Genomic DNA, 14,838 nt, shown 5'->3' with positions numbered 1-14,838 from the left:
ATAAAATGAGCTTACTTCTGCACACGTGTCTGCTCCCTGCTTGCCTTTTGGTGCGTGTACAAAGCAGTTTTCCAAATCACACAAAACAAAAAAGCCGCTCAAAATCCTTGAGCGGCATCAGTAGAACTTAAGTTAATTGGAAGGTTTCCTAGTTCAGCCCAACGAGCTGAGGGTAGCGCTGACTCCGGCCGGCGGCCGTCAGAATGGCGTTGCGTACCTCTTCCGGGTTGGCATTTTTGAGTAAATAGCCATGGGCTCCTTCCTGATGCAGATTTTCGATCAGCTCGGGCTCGTCGTGCATAGAAATAATGATGATACGGACATCAGGATATTGGGCGCGTAGTAGGCGGGTCGTTTGCAAGCCATCCAACACCGGCATCTGCAAGTCCATTAGCACTACATCGGGAACAGTGCCTTGGTCTAGGTATTCCAAAAGCTCCTGCCCATCGCCGGCTTCAAACAGGACTTCCATCCCCAGAAAGCCACTTAACAGCGCCCGCAGACCTTTGCGAAACAGGATATGATCATCGACTACTGCCAGATGAATAGGTTGGTTGGTCATAGAGGTAGGATAGGATAAACAGGCGTAGGCTACTGATCGGCTGTAAGGTACGGAAGCGGTAGCGAAATCCAAACCTGGCTGCCTTCTCCCAACGCCGATTGGTGCCGAAAGTTACCTTGCAGCAAGGTGACGCGGCTGCGTAAGTTGGTAAGACCTAGGCCCGTGCGGGCCGCGGGCGAAGGCTGGCTTTCCACCGCCGCCGCATCAAAGCCGACGCCATTATCGGTATAATGCAATTCTAGGTCGGCGGGGCCAAAGTCAACAATAATCGTGATGGTGGAGGCATGTGCGTGGCGCAAGCCGTTGCCGAGCAGTTCCTGCACGACTCGGTAGGCAATCAGCTCGTACTTGCTGTCGAGGCGGCGTGGAGTGCCGCGCTGCTCCAGCACTACCTGCGTGGGGCCTTCCGCTGGCACGGCGCGGGCCAGGGCATCAAGGGCGAAGGGCAGCCCAAATTTTTGCAGCGCCACCGGCAGCAGGTTGCGCGAAATCCGACGTACCTCACTGATGGCCTGGTCGAGTAGAGCGGCGGCCTCCTGGGTAAGCTCCGGCTGCTGCAAAGCGTTCAGGTGCAGCTTCACGATGGCCAGGGTGGTGCCCACGCCGTCGTGGAGGTCGGCGGCAATGCGGCGGCGCTCGTCTTCCTGGGCCAGCAGCGCAGCCTCCAGTGCCTGTTGCTGGGCTTGTTGCTGGCCTTTCTGCTGGATCAGCTGCATTTCCTCGCGCTGGCGCATCAGCCGCCGCTGGTAGCGAATGACAAAACCCACGATGCCTAGTGCCAGCAGCAGCAGAATAGGCGTAACCAGCAGCAAGGGAATAAGCGCCTCGTTCATAAGCTAGCCCAGAGAATATTCCCGCTCACGTAGCTGCTGTAGTTGGTTATCGATAGAGTAGTAATAGACATTCACCAAAAAATGTTTGCGCTAAAGCTAGGCTAAGTTGGTGCGTGGAGGTTCAACAGTTCGCACGCGCCGGCGCGCCACAAAATGAAGCCACCAAGGCAGTGCATCGCGTGGGTCTACGGCTAGCTTGAATAAAGAAAACATATACGTGAGCAAACCCATGTATAAGGCATTGATAAAAGGGAAGGCCTCAATTAACCGTTGAAATAGATTCGTTCTGCTGAAATCGGAAAAATAAGATGAGGTGTGTATCGCGGTGCTCAAAGTTGAATTAAGCAAAGTAGCCGCGCTAAAAATAAAATAAGGGTTAGTACGCAGGTCTTTTGAAGCGCTATCTGCTAAATTGAATAAGTGCAAAATAGATAAAGCGACCAGTATCGTGCCAGCGTAGGTATTTGCATACGTATTGATTCGCGCAACTAAGCCGCCGGAAAGAGTAGCATCAGCTATGGCTATTGGTATAAATAAAATCTGTCCACTGCGAATACCTAGGCGAATTCTGCGTGAGGGTAGTAGGTGATAGTATACTTCACTTATGAAAAACAATTCTATTACTGTAAATAGATGATAGGAGAAAAGATTATTGTGCAAGACAAGAGTGGCTGCGCGTCGTAGAATATAACTAATAACTAGCGCACATAAAAACCAATAAACCAAGCGGCTTGGAAGTGGTAGATTGTCCTTACGTAGTGAGGCTGCGGCTAATGGGACAATAAAATATAATTCGGCAGTGCGGTCGAGTAGATCGGTAAAAGTCATTCAATGCTGGTGTAGCAAGACAGTCTGCTTGTATGCGATTAAAAAATAGGGGTACTAATTTAACAGGCGGCGAGAATAAGTGTAGGCTAGCTTTAAATAGATTAAGCTAGCCTACACTTGTCATTCAGTCAGTAGCTAGGGCGCTACTCGTGTCATTGCAGCTGGGCGGACAAGCCTTGCCGTAATTACCCACCATTACTTCTTCTATCGAGGGGGTGCCATCTGCGGCGGCAGCATAGAGGATGTCCTTGCCTTCCGGATCAACACCGACCAGAATGGTGTGCTGCTTTTGGTTGCTATCGGTGCCGCGGTAAATACGTAAGCCAACGCAAGGCGAATCGGCGGGGCGCGTCTGGTTTAAAATTGCTTCGACAAATTCTTTGCTGAAATAAGTGGAATACAGCGGATTCTTCGGCTGATTATTTTCGTCGAGCGCCGGGTGTTCCTGGCGGTAGCGCTTGGTCCAGGATTTCGGCTCTTCAATATCAGAAAAAAACTCACCCGCATACGGGTCAAAAAGGGTAGCGTCAGCCATTAAATAAAAGGGAAAAGGTGTGATGAAATGAGAGCGGAAAAACAGAAACAACCTGTGCGGCTTTAGGGCACCTGATAGCGGCCAGAGTCTAAAACCTAGGTAGCGTCTTTTATTGCCCCGTACCTTCCGGCTTAGCGCGCAGGAAAGCTAGGGTCAGGAGAACATTGAAGGCAATGTTGAGCAGAAAAACGGTATCAAAGGCCAGCGTGAGCACCGACAAATCCTCATTGAAGCTGTTAGTAAGCACGAATAGCATGCCGGTACCGGCCGAATAGATAATCAGCCCGACGCTGGTGAGGAACAACGGGTCTTGCTCCAGGCGCGATACGCGCAGCTCCCGCAGCATCTGCTCGAAGTAGAGCATGGCAAAGCCAATGAGCAGCAGGCTCTGCACCGCCCGGCCGTAGGAGTTATACTTTATCAGCCCTTCCAGGTACACGGCGTCGAGCAGGGCAAAAAGCACGAACCCCGCCGTCAGCCAGAAGATGAGCTGGCGGTGCCAGCGGCGGCGCAAAGCCAGGTAGTATACCCGGCTGAACAGCAGTGTTTTGAGCAGCGTGTACAGGTGCTGTACTGGGTTATTCAGATGAAAGATATAACGCCCAAGCTGTAGCGCCAGCGAGGTAAACAACGAAAGGTAGACGTAGGAGGAAAGTACCCGGATGACTGGCGTGAAGAACGCTTGGCGGCGCCAGGCCACCACCATCGGCACCACAACGCTGAGCTGCGAAACCCATTCCAGGATATCAGACGCCGTCAGGAGCCAGGCGGGAACTTGCAGCATGGGGGACGGACCAGATGAGGCTTAACTGTTCAGAACGTTGTCGATGCTGCTATAGGGTGGGCATGGCCGCCCATCATTGCCCACCAGGAAGCTGGTCGCCAAATCCATACTGCGTGAGGAAGTCTGTCTATCCGCCGGCACGTCTTCCTCGCCGTCGGCTACGGTTGGGCCATTGAGCAGGTCGTTGCCATTCACATCCACGCCGACCAGCACGAGGTGCCGCTCCTGGTTGTCATCCAGCGCGTAGTACATGCGAATACCGACGCAGCCTTTCTGCATCAGAATGCTTCCTAGAATGGTATGACCAAAGAAATGGCCCTGAATCTCGCCGGGGTTAGCTTCCCGGTAGTTGCGGGTCCATTGCCCAGCTAGCTTGTGGTCAATCGACTCTCCTTCGGTACCAATGAATGCCATGATGGTGTGCAGGTTAGGTAAGAAAATACTATATCTCCGCGCTAAGATGCACAAATATAGGCGCTTGCTTATCAGGCTGGTAACGTCAAACCTAGGTAGTGGTTTCCGCAGGCTCAAGCAAGATCATTGTCGTCGGTCGGTTCCGTTTCGTCTTCCTCATCCAGCGTGTCGAATACCCGGTCGATAGCCGCTTCCGCATTGCGCAGCTTCTGCTTGCACAGGCGAATCAGCTCGGCTGAGCGCTGCACGCGGGCTGTGAGGTCATCAACGTCGACTGTGTCTGTTTCCAAAGCGCGCAGGATGGTTTCCAGCTCCTCAATGGTTTGGCGGTAAGTTTTATCGTTTGTCATAAAAGCAAAAGGCAAGATCAGAGGGGAGGCGTATTGGCATCGTCGGGAGGCGACAGGCGCGCCGTGATGCGGGCCAGCAAGATGGCCTCATCGGCTAGCTGAAGCCGCACATGGTCACCGGCCCGTAGTTTATGGGTGGTGTTAAGTGCTTGGTTGTTGGTGTCTAGTAGGCGAATAGGAGCACTTGCCGTCGAGGTATCGTCGGGAGCCAGGCGGTACGCCGTGGCGCGGGCCAGGCGCAGCTCGGCCAGGTGCAGCTGGCGCGTGGCCGCCAGTTGAACCTGATACCGGTAGCGCAACAGCTGCTCGCGCCGGCGTCGGTGCAGGTGGCGAAACCGGCGCGCCAGCAGCTTGCCTAGCGTTCGGAGCTGACCTTGCTGACGGCGCAGCGCTCGTTGGACCGCCCGGCGCAGTGCCCGCCGCTGACTGGCTAGCTGCTGCTGCTGGCGCCGCAGGTGCGCGTGCGGCACTTCCGTGGCTTGCCGTAGCTGCTGGTGCAGGGCGTTGCGGTGAAAAGCTAGCTTGTCCTGAGCGGCCTCGCGCGTGTTCAGCGTGAGTCGGCGGAGGTGAGCGGCGGCATCCTGTAGCTGATCGGAAGCTAGCTCGCGAATGCGCAGGGCGTAGCCGGCAAACACCGCATCGAGGCGCGCGAGACGTTCCGTCAGAAAAGCGGCTACGGCTGTGGGCGTTTTCAAAGCTAGGTGTGCCGTCAGGTCGGTTACGGCTTCGTCGCGCTCGTGGCCGATGCCGGTCAGCACGGGCAGCGGGAACGAGCCGACGGCAGCGGCCAAGCCATAGTCATCGAAAGCCAGCAGGTCGGTTTTGGCACCGCCGCCGCGGATCAGCACCACCACGTCGAAGGTGTGGCGCTGCGGCCGGATCTGGTCGAGGGCGGCGCGGATACTACCCGGAGCTTCGGCGCCCTGCATCACGGCGGGAAAGAGCGCCACACTAAAATCGTAAGTCGACTCGCTGAGCTGCTGCATAAAATCCTGGAAGCCAGCAGCGGTAGGCGACGAAATAACGGCTATTCGTTGTGGCCCGATAGCCAGCGGCAACCGTTTCTGGCGTTCCAGTAAGTCCTGTGCTTCGAGCTTGCGCACCGTTTCGAGGCGCTGCCGGGCTAGGTCGCCTACCGTGTAGGTCGGGTCGATGGCTACTACATCGAGGCTGAGGCCATATTGCTCGTGAAACTTAATTTGCACGCGCAGCATCACCTTCATGCCGATGCGCAGCTCCTGGCCAGTTTGCTCCAGAAATACAGGAGCTAGCTGCTGGTAGCGCTGACTCCAGATGGTAGCGCGTGCCTGCGCCTTGAGCTGCGCTCCGCGCCCGGTGGTGTGCTGATCGGTGAGCACGAGGTAGCAGTGCGCGCCATCAAAACGCGGAGGCGTCAGGTCGGCAATTTCGGCTACCACCCAATACGACTCGGCAAAACGCTCAGTCAGCGTTTGACGCACGCGCGCCAGCAGCTCGGCCAGGGGCAGCGCCACGGGCGGCAGCGAAGAAGGCAACCCAATTTCAGGACGACGATTAAACAGCGGCGGCATAGGTCGCAAGGTACGGAATTCGGGGGGCGAAAATTGCGGGCGCGGCGTGCAACGGTCGGATTACGGGGGAGTCTTTGGTCGCTAATTGCCGCGTTTCATGGAGCGTACGCTGATTAACGAGAATGCGCTTACTTTTGAGTTTCTAGTCCCACAATCCTGTTCAAACCCCGTATCATTCAAACAGTCCCATATGATTCAACGGAGTAACTTTACCATTGCGGCCATGACGGCAGCCGTGTTGAGCTTTACGGCCGGCTCGGCCGTGGCTCAGAAGTCTACGAGCAAGCCCGCCGCCAAGTCAACGACGACTGCCAGTGCCGGCAAATCGTCGACCGGACAAACCGGCGTCGGTATTGACCTAGCTAACATCGACAAGTCGGTGGCGCCCTGCGACGATTTCTTCCGCTACGCGGAGGGAAGCTGGCTGAAAAACAACCCAATTCCGCCTTCCGAAACGCGTTGGGGCAGCTTCAATGAGCTGGCAAACCGCAACCAGGCCGTAGCCCGCCGTATTCTGGAGAAAGCCGCTGCTGACCGCGGCGCCAAAGCCGGCTCGAACGAGCAGAAAGTAGGCGACTTCTACGCCGCTGCCATGGATTCTGCGGCCATCGAAAAAGCGGGCCTGAAGTACTTGCAGCCCCGCCTGGAGCAAATCAATGCTATCAAAGACCTAGCTGGTTTGCAGCGTTATATTGCAGATCCTAAGTCCTTTGGCACGGGCTGGTACGGTTTCGGCGTGCGCCAGGACAGCAAGAACAGCACGCAGTATGCGGTGTATATGAGCCAGGGCGGTCTTACGCTGCCCGACCGCGACTACTACCTCAACGACGATGCGCGCTCGAAGGGCATTCGCACGGCTTACCAAAACTACCAGGTAACGCTGTTCAAGCTGCTCGGCGACGATCAGGCTACGGCTGAGAAAAACGCTGCTGCCGTTACGCGCATCGAAACGCGCCTGGCGAAAATAAGCCGCACCCGCGTAGCTCTGCGCGACCGGGAAAGCAACTACAACAAGATACCCGTGGCGCAGCTCACGGCAGATAATCCGAACCTGAACATTCCGTTGGTGCTGAAAGAAAGCGGCCTAGGTACTGCCAAGGAGATTATCGTAGGGCAGCCGGAGTTCCTGAAAGAGGTAAACACCATGTTCAAGGAAGAGCCGGTTGCAGACCAGAAGCAGTACCTGCGCTGGCACCTGGTGTCCGGCGTGACCTCGGCGCTGCCCAAGGCGTATAGCGATGCTAGCTTCAAATTCACGCAGGTGCTGACCGGCGCCAAGCAGCAGCAACCTAGGTGGAAGCGTAGCCTGCAAGCTACCGACCGTGCCCTGGGCGAGGCCTTCGGCCAGCTCTACGTAGACGAGGCGTTCAGCCCCGCTGCCAAGGCTCGCGCCAAGGAAATGGTGGAAAACCTGCGCAAAGCCTATGCTGAGCGCATTCAGGCTACCGAGTGGATGAGCGCCGCTACCAAAACGGAAGCGCTGAAGAAGCTCAATGCCTTTGCCGTGAAGATCGGCTACCCCGATAAGTGGAAAGACTATTCGGCCCTGAAGGTTTCGCGCGAAAGTGCGCTGAACAACCTGTTTGCCGCTAGCGAATGGGGCACGAAAGACAATCTGAGCAAATTCGGTAAGCCAATCGACCGCGGCGAGTGGGGCATGACCCCGCCCACGGTGAATGCCTACTACAATTCCAGCATGAACGAGATTGTGTTTCCGGCCGGCATTCTGCAACCGCCCTTCTACGATCCGAAGGCTGATGATGCGGTGAACTACGGTGGTATCGGGGCCGTAATCGGCCACGAAATGACCCACGGCTTCGACGACCAGGGCCGTAAGTCGGATGCTACCGGCAACCTGCGCGACTGGTGGACCAAAGAAGACGGCGAGAAGTTTATGGCCAAAGCGGCCGTGGTGGGCAAGCAGTTCGACGCCTTCACGCCCCTGGATTCGGTGCACGTAAACGGCAATCTGACCATGGGTGAAAACCTGGCCGACCTAGGTGGCCTGACCATCGCCTACCAGGCGTTCCAGAAAACGGCCCAAGCCAAAGCCCATAAGTCAATCGACGGCTTTACGCCGGAGCAGCGCTTCTTCCTGGCCTACGCGCAGATCTGGCGTGCCAACTCGCGCCCGGAAGCGCTTCGGCAGCAGGTAATGACCGATCCGCACTCGCCCGGCGAGTTCCGCACCAATGGTCCGCTCCAGAACATGCCCGAATTCCACCAGGCATTTGGCTGCAAAGACGGCGACAAAATGGTGCGCTCCGGCGACCTTCGCGCCAAGATCTGGTAGCCTTTCAAACCTAACTTATCAGCACTAAAAAGCGCGACCTGGCTTCCCAGGTCGCGCTTTTTGTTTTATCTTCCTACCCAAATTCTCAGTTCTCATTTACCATTCACTCGTGAAAAATCGAAATCACCTGACCCTGGCAGCCGTGGCGGCAGGGTTGGCGCTGGCGAGCTGCGCCGGCAACTCGTCTAAAGCACCCGCCACAGCCAGCTCCACCCCTGCGGCTACTACCAACGCTACGGTTTCTTCCACTACTGGTTCCGAGGCGAAAGGCGTGGGTCTGGCTGTTGAAAACATCGACAAGTCGGTGGCGCCGTGCGACAACTTCTTTCAATATGCTTCGGGCAACTGGCTCAAAAACAACCCCATTCCGGCAACGGAAGTGAGCTGGGGCAGCTTCAATGAGCTATATAACAAGAATGCGCTTGTGCAGCGCCAGATTCTGGAGGAAGCTGCGGCCAACCGCAACGCACCCAAGGGAAGCAACGCCCAAAAAGTAGGCGACTTCTATGCCTCCGCGATGGACTCTGTGGCTATCGAACAAGCAGGTCTGACTTACCTGAAACCTGAGCTGGACCGCATTGCGGCCATCAAAGACCTGAAAGGCTTGCAGCAGGTGATTGGCTACCACCACCGCATGGGCGTGGGCAGCCTCTTCAACACGGGTGTCGGGCAGGACGAGAAGATCAGTACGCAATATGCAGTACAGATTTACCAAGGGGGCCTCGGGATGCCTGACCGCGACTATTACCTGAAGGACGATGCGCGGTCAAAGGGTATTCGGGCGGCCTATGTGACCTACATGACCAACACCTTCAAGCTCATGGGGGAGAGCCCCGCCGCTGCGGCCAAAGATGCGTCGACTATTATGCGCATCGAAACGCGTCTGGCAAAGGCTTCCAAAAGCCGCGTCGATCTGCGCGATCCGTACGCTAACTACCACAAAATGACCATGGCCGAGCTGCAAAAGCAGTATCCGAACCTAGGTCTGCAGACGATGCTGGCGGAAGAAAAGCTAGGTAATGCCAAAGAGGTTATTGTCGGGCAGCCGGCTTTCCTGCAGGATGCAAACAACGTTCTAAAGTGGGATCCGCTTAACGACTGGAAAACGTACCTGCGGTGGCGCATGGTGAGTTCGGTGGCCAATGCGCTTCCCAAAGCTTACGTAGACGAAGCTTTCCGCTACAACCAGGCCCTAAGCGGGGCCAAGCAGCAGCAGCCCCGCTGGAAGCGCATGATTCGCTCGACGGACGCGGCCCTGGGCGAAGCGTTCGGGCAAGTGTACGTCGATAAGGCTTTCCCACCGGAGGCCAAGCAGAAAGCCCTGACGTTGGTAAACAACCTGAAGGCTGCCTTCGCGGAGCACATTCAGCAGAATACCTGGATGAGCGCCGCCACCAAGGCCGAGGCCCTGAAGAAGCTTAACGCCTTCACCGTAAAAATCGGCTACCCTGATAAGTGGAAGGACTACTCCGCCCTGACTATCTCGCGTGATTCGTACCTGAAGAACGTGCTGGCAGCGCGCATCTGGGCTTCCGATGATAATGCCAGCAAGTTAGGGAAGCCAATTGACCGCAACGAGTGGGGCATGACCCCGCCCACGGTGAATGCCTACTACAACCCGCCAATGAACGAGATTGTGTTTCCGGCCGGCATTCTGCAGCCGCCTTTCTACGACCCCAACGCCGATGACGCGGTGAACTACGGCGGCATCGGGGCCGTAATCGGGCACGAAATGACCCACGGCTTCGACGACCAGGGCCGGCAGTACGACGCTGAGGGCAATCTGAAAGACTGGTGGACCAAAGAAGACGCCGACAAATTCAACCAGCGCGCGGCCATCGTAGGCAGCCAGTTCGATGCCTTCACGCCTCTGGATTCGGTGCACGTGAACGGCAAGCTGACGATGGGCGAAAACCTGGCCGACCTAGGTGGCCTGAATATCGCCTACACCGCCATGGAAAAAGCCATTGCCGGCAAGCCCAAAACCAAGCTCGACGGCTTCACGCCCGAACAGCGCTTCTTCCTGGCGTGGGCCCAGATCTGGCACGGCCACGCCCGGCCCGAGTACGTGCGTCAGCTGATACAGGTAGATCCGCACTCACCCGAGCAGTTCCGCACGATCGGGCCGCTGCAAAACATGCCGGAGTTCTACGAAGCGTTCGGCTGTAAGGACGACGCTAAGATGGTACGCGCCGCCGAAAAGCGGGCGAAAATCTGGTAGTAACCTAGGTTTTTAGTAACGCTGAAAAGGCGGTTTGCGATTAGCAGACCGCCTTTTTCGTGTTTGTGCAAGTTTTCTTGTCGTTAGAACCTAGCATCAGCACGCGAGATTTCTCCCGCTGGTCGAAATGACAGGCGTACAATGACCTAGGTTTGGACGGGCATACGACTGAAAATCGGCGCTAAACCGACGTACTCTTCAGCTGGATGCGTATAAGAATAGGCACCCGGTTGTAAGTTGCCAGTCTTTTATACCCTAGCTATGAAGCTTTACTTTATGAAAAAGTTGGTTGGTAGTTCAATGTTCATGTTGACGCTGTGTTTTTTAAGCTCGTGTCAAAAGCGAACCACCGACCCGCAAGCCTACCTCGCGGAGCCTAAAATTGGCGACGTGTACATAGTTCGTTTTCACCCCGAGGGCGACACTGCTTCCCGCTACTATTTCTATAAACTCTACCGGGTGACAAGCGACAGCGTGCTGTTCCATCCGGCCCGCAAGGAGGCGACGCAGCTCGATGCTGAGGTGAATGGCGCCGATTTTTTCGCCACGACTCAGACCCTAGGTTACACCCGCAACGAACTTCCTGGCCTACTGAAAGAGGAGCCCGGCGACGTGCTCCGGACGCGGCTAGTCGGCATCCGGCGGGAGTAGCAAAGTGTCCGCATCCTGTTCCCTGACCGGTAACTATTCGTAGAAGGAAGTGAATGGCTGGCGTGAGCGTACGCTCTTTGGCCATTTTCTACTCTGTAACTGATTGCCGATGCGAAGATTACTTGCTGTCTTTCTGCTGTTTGTAAACCTAGGTGCCCAGGCACAGCGTGAGTCGCCGCGCCAGCTGTACCCTGGGTTGTTTGAGGCCGTGCAACTGGGCCGCGTGTTCCCGGATGGCAAAACCTTCGTGGATGCCGTTCCGAAAGCCGCTCCGGCCGTAATCCGGCAAGCCTACGAGCAGCAGAAAACCCAACCGGGCTTTGACCTAGGTCGCTTCACGCTCAGGTATTTTGCGCCGCCCGGCGAGGTAACGAACCTCTATCAGAGCAACATCGCGGCCGGTATTCGCCACCACATCGATACGCTCTGGACGGTGCTGGAGCGCCGCGCCGACACGGCCACCACCCAGGCCACTTCGCTGCTGCCGCTGCCGCAATCGTACATCGTGCCGGGCGGGCGCTTCCGGGAAGTGTACTACTGGGATTCGTATTTCACGATGCTGGGTTTGCAGGAAAGCCACCGGTTTAAGCTGATCCGGCACATCCTGAACAACTTCGCCCACCTGATTGACACCAACGGCTTCATCCCGAACGGCAACCGCACGTACTACCTAACCCGCTCGCAGCCACCATTTTTCGCCAGCATGGTGGAGCTGCTGGCCCAGGCCGAGGGCGACACCGTGCTGCTGCGCTATCAGAAATCGCTGCTCAAAGAATACGCCTACTGGATGGCGGGGGCTGATACGCTGCGCCCCGGCCACGCCTACGGTCTGGCGGTGCGCCTGCCCGATGGCACCGTGCTGAACCGCTACTGGGATGCCAGCGACCAGCCGCGGGAAGAGTCATACGCGGAAGATGTGACGTCGGCGAAAACGAGCCCGCAGCCGTCTGGGGTTTTCTACCGCAACATTCGGGCGGCGGCCGCTTCCGGCTGGGATTTCAGCAGCCGCTGGTTTGGGCCGGCCGGGCACCTGGGTTCCATCCAAACCACCAACCTGCTGCCCGTCGATCTGAACTGCCTGCTTTATCACCTGGAAAACACGATTGCCCGCTCGTATCAGGTGCAAGGCAACAGCAGGAAAGCCGCTGATTTTAAGGCAAAAGCGGCTCGGCGCAAGAAGGCGATTCTGGCGTATTGCTGGGACAAAGACCTAGGTTGGTTTGTGGATTATAACTGGCAGCTAGGTCGGCGGACGTCGGTGCGCACCTTGGCCAGTGCTTTCCCGCTGGCTTTCGGCTTGGCTACCCGCAGTCAGGCAAAGCAAGTGGCGGCCGGGTTGCAAAAGGACTTTTTGAAGCCCGGCGGCCTAGTTACTACCCTCAACGCCAGCGGCGAGCAGTGGGATGCTCCCAACGCCTGGGCTCCGCTGGAATGGATGGCTATCAGTGGGTTGGAGCGCTACAAGCAGCACACCCTGGCGCGCGCTATTGCTGAGCGTTGGGCGGCGTTGAACATCAACGTGTTCAAGCAAACCGGCAAGCTGCTGGAGAAGTACAACGTCGTCGAGACGCAATTCAAAGCCGGCGGTGGCGAGTATCCGCTGCAAGACGGATTCGGCTGGACGAACGGCGTGCTGCTGAAGATTATGAATCAGTATAAGATTGAAGAAGGAATGTAGCGCGAAGCTCCCGCTTCGCGTATCGTTGAATAATCTGGTACCTAGGTTGTCGCACGATTCCGTTCAACGATACGCGAAGCTCAGGCTTGGCTAGCGCCTTCCTTCGGTTCGCGCTACATGCTATTTCACTACTTCCATCCTGATATCCACGTCCTTCTTGGGCCAGTTGTAGGCATCAATGGGCTCGTTGGCTATTTTGTCAATCACATCCAGGCCTTCCACGACTTCCCCAAACACCGTGTATTTGCCATCCAAAGCCGGCACGCCCCCCACAGTTTGGTAGGCAGTAAGCTGCGCGGGCGTGAGCTTGCGACCTGCCATTGCCTGTGCCATTGCGGGCGCCGTTTTTTTGCCGTGCACGATGTAGAAATCGTTGTTGGAGGAAAGGCGGCCGGGGTTCTGCTCATCGTCGTAGCGGGCCATGCCGAGGGCGCCGTGCTTGTGGAAGTGCGCGGGCCGGACTTCGGGCGGCAAGTGGTACTTGGTGATGCGAATGGTGCGGTGGTCGGAGCGCCCGCCCTGCACCACGAGGCCTTTTACCACGCGGTTGAACACAGTTTCGTCAAACACGCCTTTGCGGGCCAGCAGCAGGAAGTTGGCCTTGTGAATGGGCGTATCGTCGTAGAGCTTGATGCGCATATCACCTAGTCGTGTATGGATAATGACCTCAGAAGCAGGGTATTGCTTCAGATAAGCTAGGAGCAGCGGTGCCGCGTTGCTGTCGGTGAGCGTCGTCAGGTCGGGGCCGGGTACGGGGGGCGGGGCGGGCTTGGTGGCGGATGTTTCGGCCGGTTTCTCGGCCTGGCCGCAGGCGGTGGCCAGCAACACGGCCGCGCACAGCCCCACTGTTTTCGGCCAGACAGCAAGCGCAGAAGTAGGAGAGAACATAAGCAGAGCAGAAAGATAAAAGGCCGGGTGAACTGGCGTGGTAGGAGGGAGGCGCTGGCGCAACCTAGGTCATGCAAAACCAACAGACGCAAAGATGCGCGACGAAGGCTCGCCAGATATAAAAAAAGTTGCTGCCGACCATAGCCGACAGCAACTTGAAATATCTCGAATCTGAAGGTAAGAAACCTAGGTTACGGCTTGATACCCATCTTCTTGGCGATGTCCGTGAACATCTGCGGGTCGTAGTCGAAGTCGGCACCGACGGGGGAAGAAAGCTGGGGCTCTTCTTCCAGGTCGGGATACGGCACGCCCATAAAGCCGCCCTGCACGAGCTCCAGCGGCTGGCCGTCTTCGGGGTGGGTGCCGTTCCAGATCAACCCAGCCTGTTTGTAGTCTTCGGGGCTGAAGGTGTAAAGCTTGAGGTGCAGCTTCTGCTCTTCCTGAAGCTTTTTGGCTTCCGGGAATTTGTCGTTGCTGAGTTCGGGCACCGGCACCAGCTTGCTTACTTCCACGCCGGTCAGTTTCTCAAGCGCTTTGGCGTAGGCCACTACGTGCAAGCCGCCGCGCACCAGCAAGTAGCCGACCATCGTGCGGGCGCACGGGTCCGTTACCATTTCGTACACGCGCATCTTGTTGGCCCGCGCGCCGCACTCCAGGAAGAAGTTATGCAGCAAATCGAGGCGCAGGTTGCCGCTGCTGTGCACGTACTGGCCCGTCCAGGGGTTGCCCATCGAGTCGTAGGGCAGCGCGGCCTGGGCGCTGGCTAAGTAATGGTACGAGAAGCGGGCATCAACGGTATCTTTCAGCGGCGCCGGCTTCGGGTCGGTGCCCTTCACAGTTTGCCCTGACAACAAGAGGTTTATGGCGTATGACACGGCCTCAATGTGGCTGTACTCCTCGGCCGCGATGCTGCACGTCAGGTCGTAGAACGGCCGTAGCTTGTTCCGACCCCGGAAGTTAAACGACTGGAACGTGTAGTTCATCAGTGTCGACATCTCCCCGTACTTGCCGCCTAGCAGCTCCTGAATAGCCGCTGCATCATTGGGCGAAGGATTCTTGGGCTTGGGCAGCTCGATGGCCAGCCGGTCATAGCGTAAGATCATTGTGGACAGGTGATATGGTGGAAGAAAAAAGAGTTTACCCTAGGTTGTGGAACAAGGCCACGCCCAGGGTAAACTCAGCTTACGTTTCTACCTGCCCGAAGTTGGTATAATATCTTAAAGCTCAACAGCAAGAAGAGCTGATAAACAG

The 14,838-nt window shown here is 56.8% G+C and carries 14 protein-coding genes; 4 read left to right on the top strand and 10 right to left on the bottom strand.

Annotated features, from left to right (window positions below):
• Nucleotides 1–148 precede the first annotated feature (148 nt).
• The 8 genes from IEX74_RS17175 to xseA all read right to left on the bottom strand — a co-directional run bounded on the left by IEX74_RS17175 (nucleotide 149) and on the right by xseA (nucleotide 5,856).
• Nucleotides 149–562, bottom strand: coding sequence for a response regulator (locus tag IEX74_RS17175; protein WP_188815243.1), 414 nt, complete (start codon nucleotides 560–562; stop codon nucleotides 149–151).
• A gap of 29 nt (nucleotides 563–591) precedes the next feature.
• Entirely contained in the window at nucleotides 592–1,395 is an 804-nt protein-coding gene (locus IEX74_RS17170; RefSeq protein WP_188815242.1) for a sensor histidine kinase, read from the bottom strand.
• Nucleotides 1,396–1,491: 96 nt separating this feature from the next.
• The gene (locus IEX74_RS17165; RefSeq protein ID WP_188815241.1) at nucleotides 1,492–2,223 is read right to left on the bottom strand and encodes a hypothetical protein; all 732 of its coding nucleotides are present in this window, start codon (nucleotides 2,221–2,223) and stop codon (nucleotides 1,492–1,494) included.
• A 124-nt stretch (nucleotides 2,224–2,347) separates the two neighbouring features.
• Nucleotides 2,348–2,758, bottom strand: a complete 411-nt coding sequence (locus tag IEX74_RS17160; RefSeq protein ID WP_188815240.1) for a hypothetical protein — start codon at nucleotides 2,756–2,758, stop codon at nucleotides 2,348–2,350.
• A 109-nt stretch (nucleotides 2,759–2,867) separates the two neighbouring features.
• Complete coding sequence (locus IEX74_RS17155; protein ID WP_188815239.1) at nucleotides 2,868–3,542, bottom strand: hypothetical protein; 675 nt, start codon at nucleotides 3,540–3,542, stop codon at nucleotides 2,868–2,870.
• A 21-nt stretch (nucleotides 3,543–3,563) separates the two neighbouring features.
• Nucleotides 3,564–3,956, bottom strand: a complete 393-nt coding sequence (locus IEX74_RS17150) for a hypothetical protein (RefSeq protein ID WP_188815238.1) — start codon at nucleotides 3,954–3,956, stop codon at nucleotides 3,564–3,566.
• A 113-nt stretch (nucleotides 3,957–4,069) separates the two neighbouring features.
• Nucleotides 4,070–4,306: an exodeoxyribonuclease VII small subunit gene (gene xseB, locus IEX74_RS17145; RefSeq protein WP_188815237.1), complete on the bottom strand. Its 237-nt coding sequence runs from the start codon at nucleotides 4,304–4,306 to the stop codon at nucleotides 4,070–4,072.
• A 17-nt stretch (nucleotides 4,307–4,323) separates the two neighbouring features.
• Nucleotides 4,324–5,856 (bottom strand): exodeoxyribonuclease VII large subunit, encoded by a 1,533-nt coding sequence (gene xseA / locus IEX74_RS17140; protein WP_188815236.1) that lies wholly within the window; start codon nucleotides 5,854–5,856, stop codon nucleotides 4,324–4,326.
• A 190-nt stretch (nucleotides 5,857–6,046) separates the two neighbouring features.
• Between xseA and IEX74_RS17135 the strand changes: the two genes are divergently transcribed.
• The 4 genes from IEX74_RS17135 (at nucleotide 6,047) to treF (ending at nucleotide 12,699) form a co-directional block, all read left to right on the top strand.
• Nucleotides 6,047–8,149: a M13 family metallopeptidase gene (locus tag IEX74_RS17135; protein WP_229755347.1), complete on the top strand. Its 2,103-nt coding sequence runs from the start codon at nucleotides 6,047–6,049 to the stop codon at nucleotides 8,147–8,149.
• Between the two features lie 109 nt (nucleotides 8,150–8,258).
• Nucleotides 8,259–10,370, top strand: coding sequence for a M13 family metallopeptidase (locus IEX74_RS17130; RefSeq protein ID WP_229755346.1), 2,112 nt, complete (start codon nucleotides 8,259–8,261; stop codon nucleotides 10,368–10,370).
• Between the two features lie 276 nt (nucleotides 10,371–10,646).
• Nucleotides 10,647–11,021, top strand: a complete 375-nt coding sequence (locus IEX74_RS17125) for a hypothetical protein (RefSeq protein ID WP_229755345.1) — start codon at nucleotides 10,647–10,649, stop codon at nucleotides 11,019–11,021.
• 109 nt (nucleotides 11,022–11,130) lie between these two features.
• Nucleotides 11,131–12,699 (top strand): alpha,alpha-trehalase TreF, encoded by a 1,569-nt coding sequence (gene treF, locus IEX74_RS17120; RefSeq protein ID WP_188815234.1) that lies wholly within the window; start codon nucleotides 11,131–11,133, stop codon nucleotides 12,697–12,699.
• 120 nt (nucleotides 12,700–12,819) lie between these two features.
• On the opposite strand, the gene IEX74_RS17115 is transcribed toward treF, so the two are convergent.
• Together IEX74_RS17115 and IEX74_RS17110 are read right to left on the bottom strand one after the other, a co-directional pair.
• Nucleotides 12,820–13,587, bottom strand: a complete 768-nt coding sequence (locus IEX74_RS17115) for a peptidylprolyl isomerase (protein ID WP_188815233.1) — start codon at nucleotides 13,585–13,587, stop codon at nucleotides 12,820–12,822.
• A gap of 191 nt (nucleotides 13,588–13,778) precedes the next feature.
• Nucleotides 13,779–14,690, bottom strand: a complete 912-nt coding sequence (locus IEX74_RS17110) for a manganese catalase family protein (RefSeq protein ID WP_188815232.1) — start codon at nucleotides 14,688–14,690, stop codon at nucleotides 13,779–13,781.
• Nucleotides 14,691–14,838: the final 148 nt, after the last annotated feature.

It is taken from the genome of Hymenobacter cavernae (assembly GCF_014641455.1).
Classification (GTDB): domain Bacteria; phylum Bacteroidota; class Bacteroidia; order Cytophagales; family Hymenobacteraceae; genus Hymenobacter; species Hymenobacter cavernae.
Note: the sequence above shows the minus strand (reverse complement) of the source record. Positions and strands in the feature narration are given on the sequence as shown.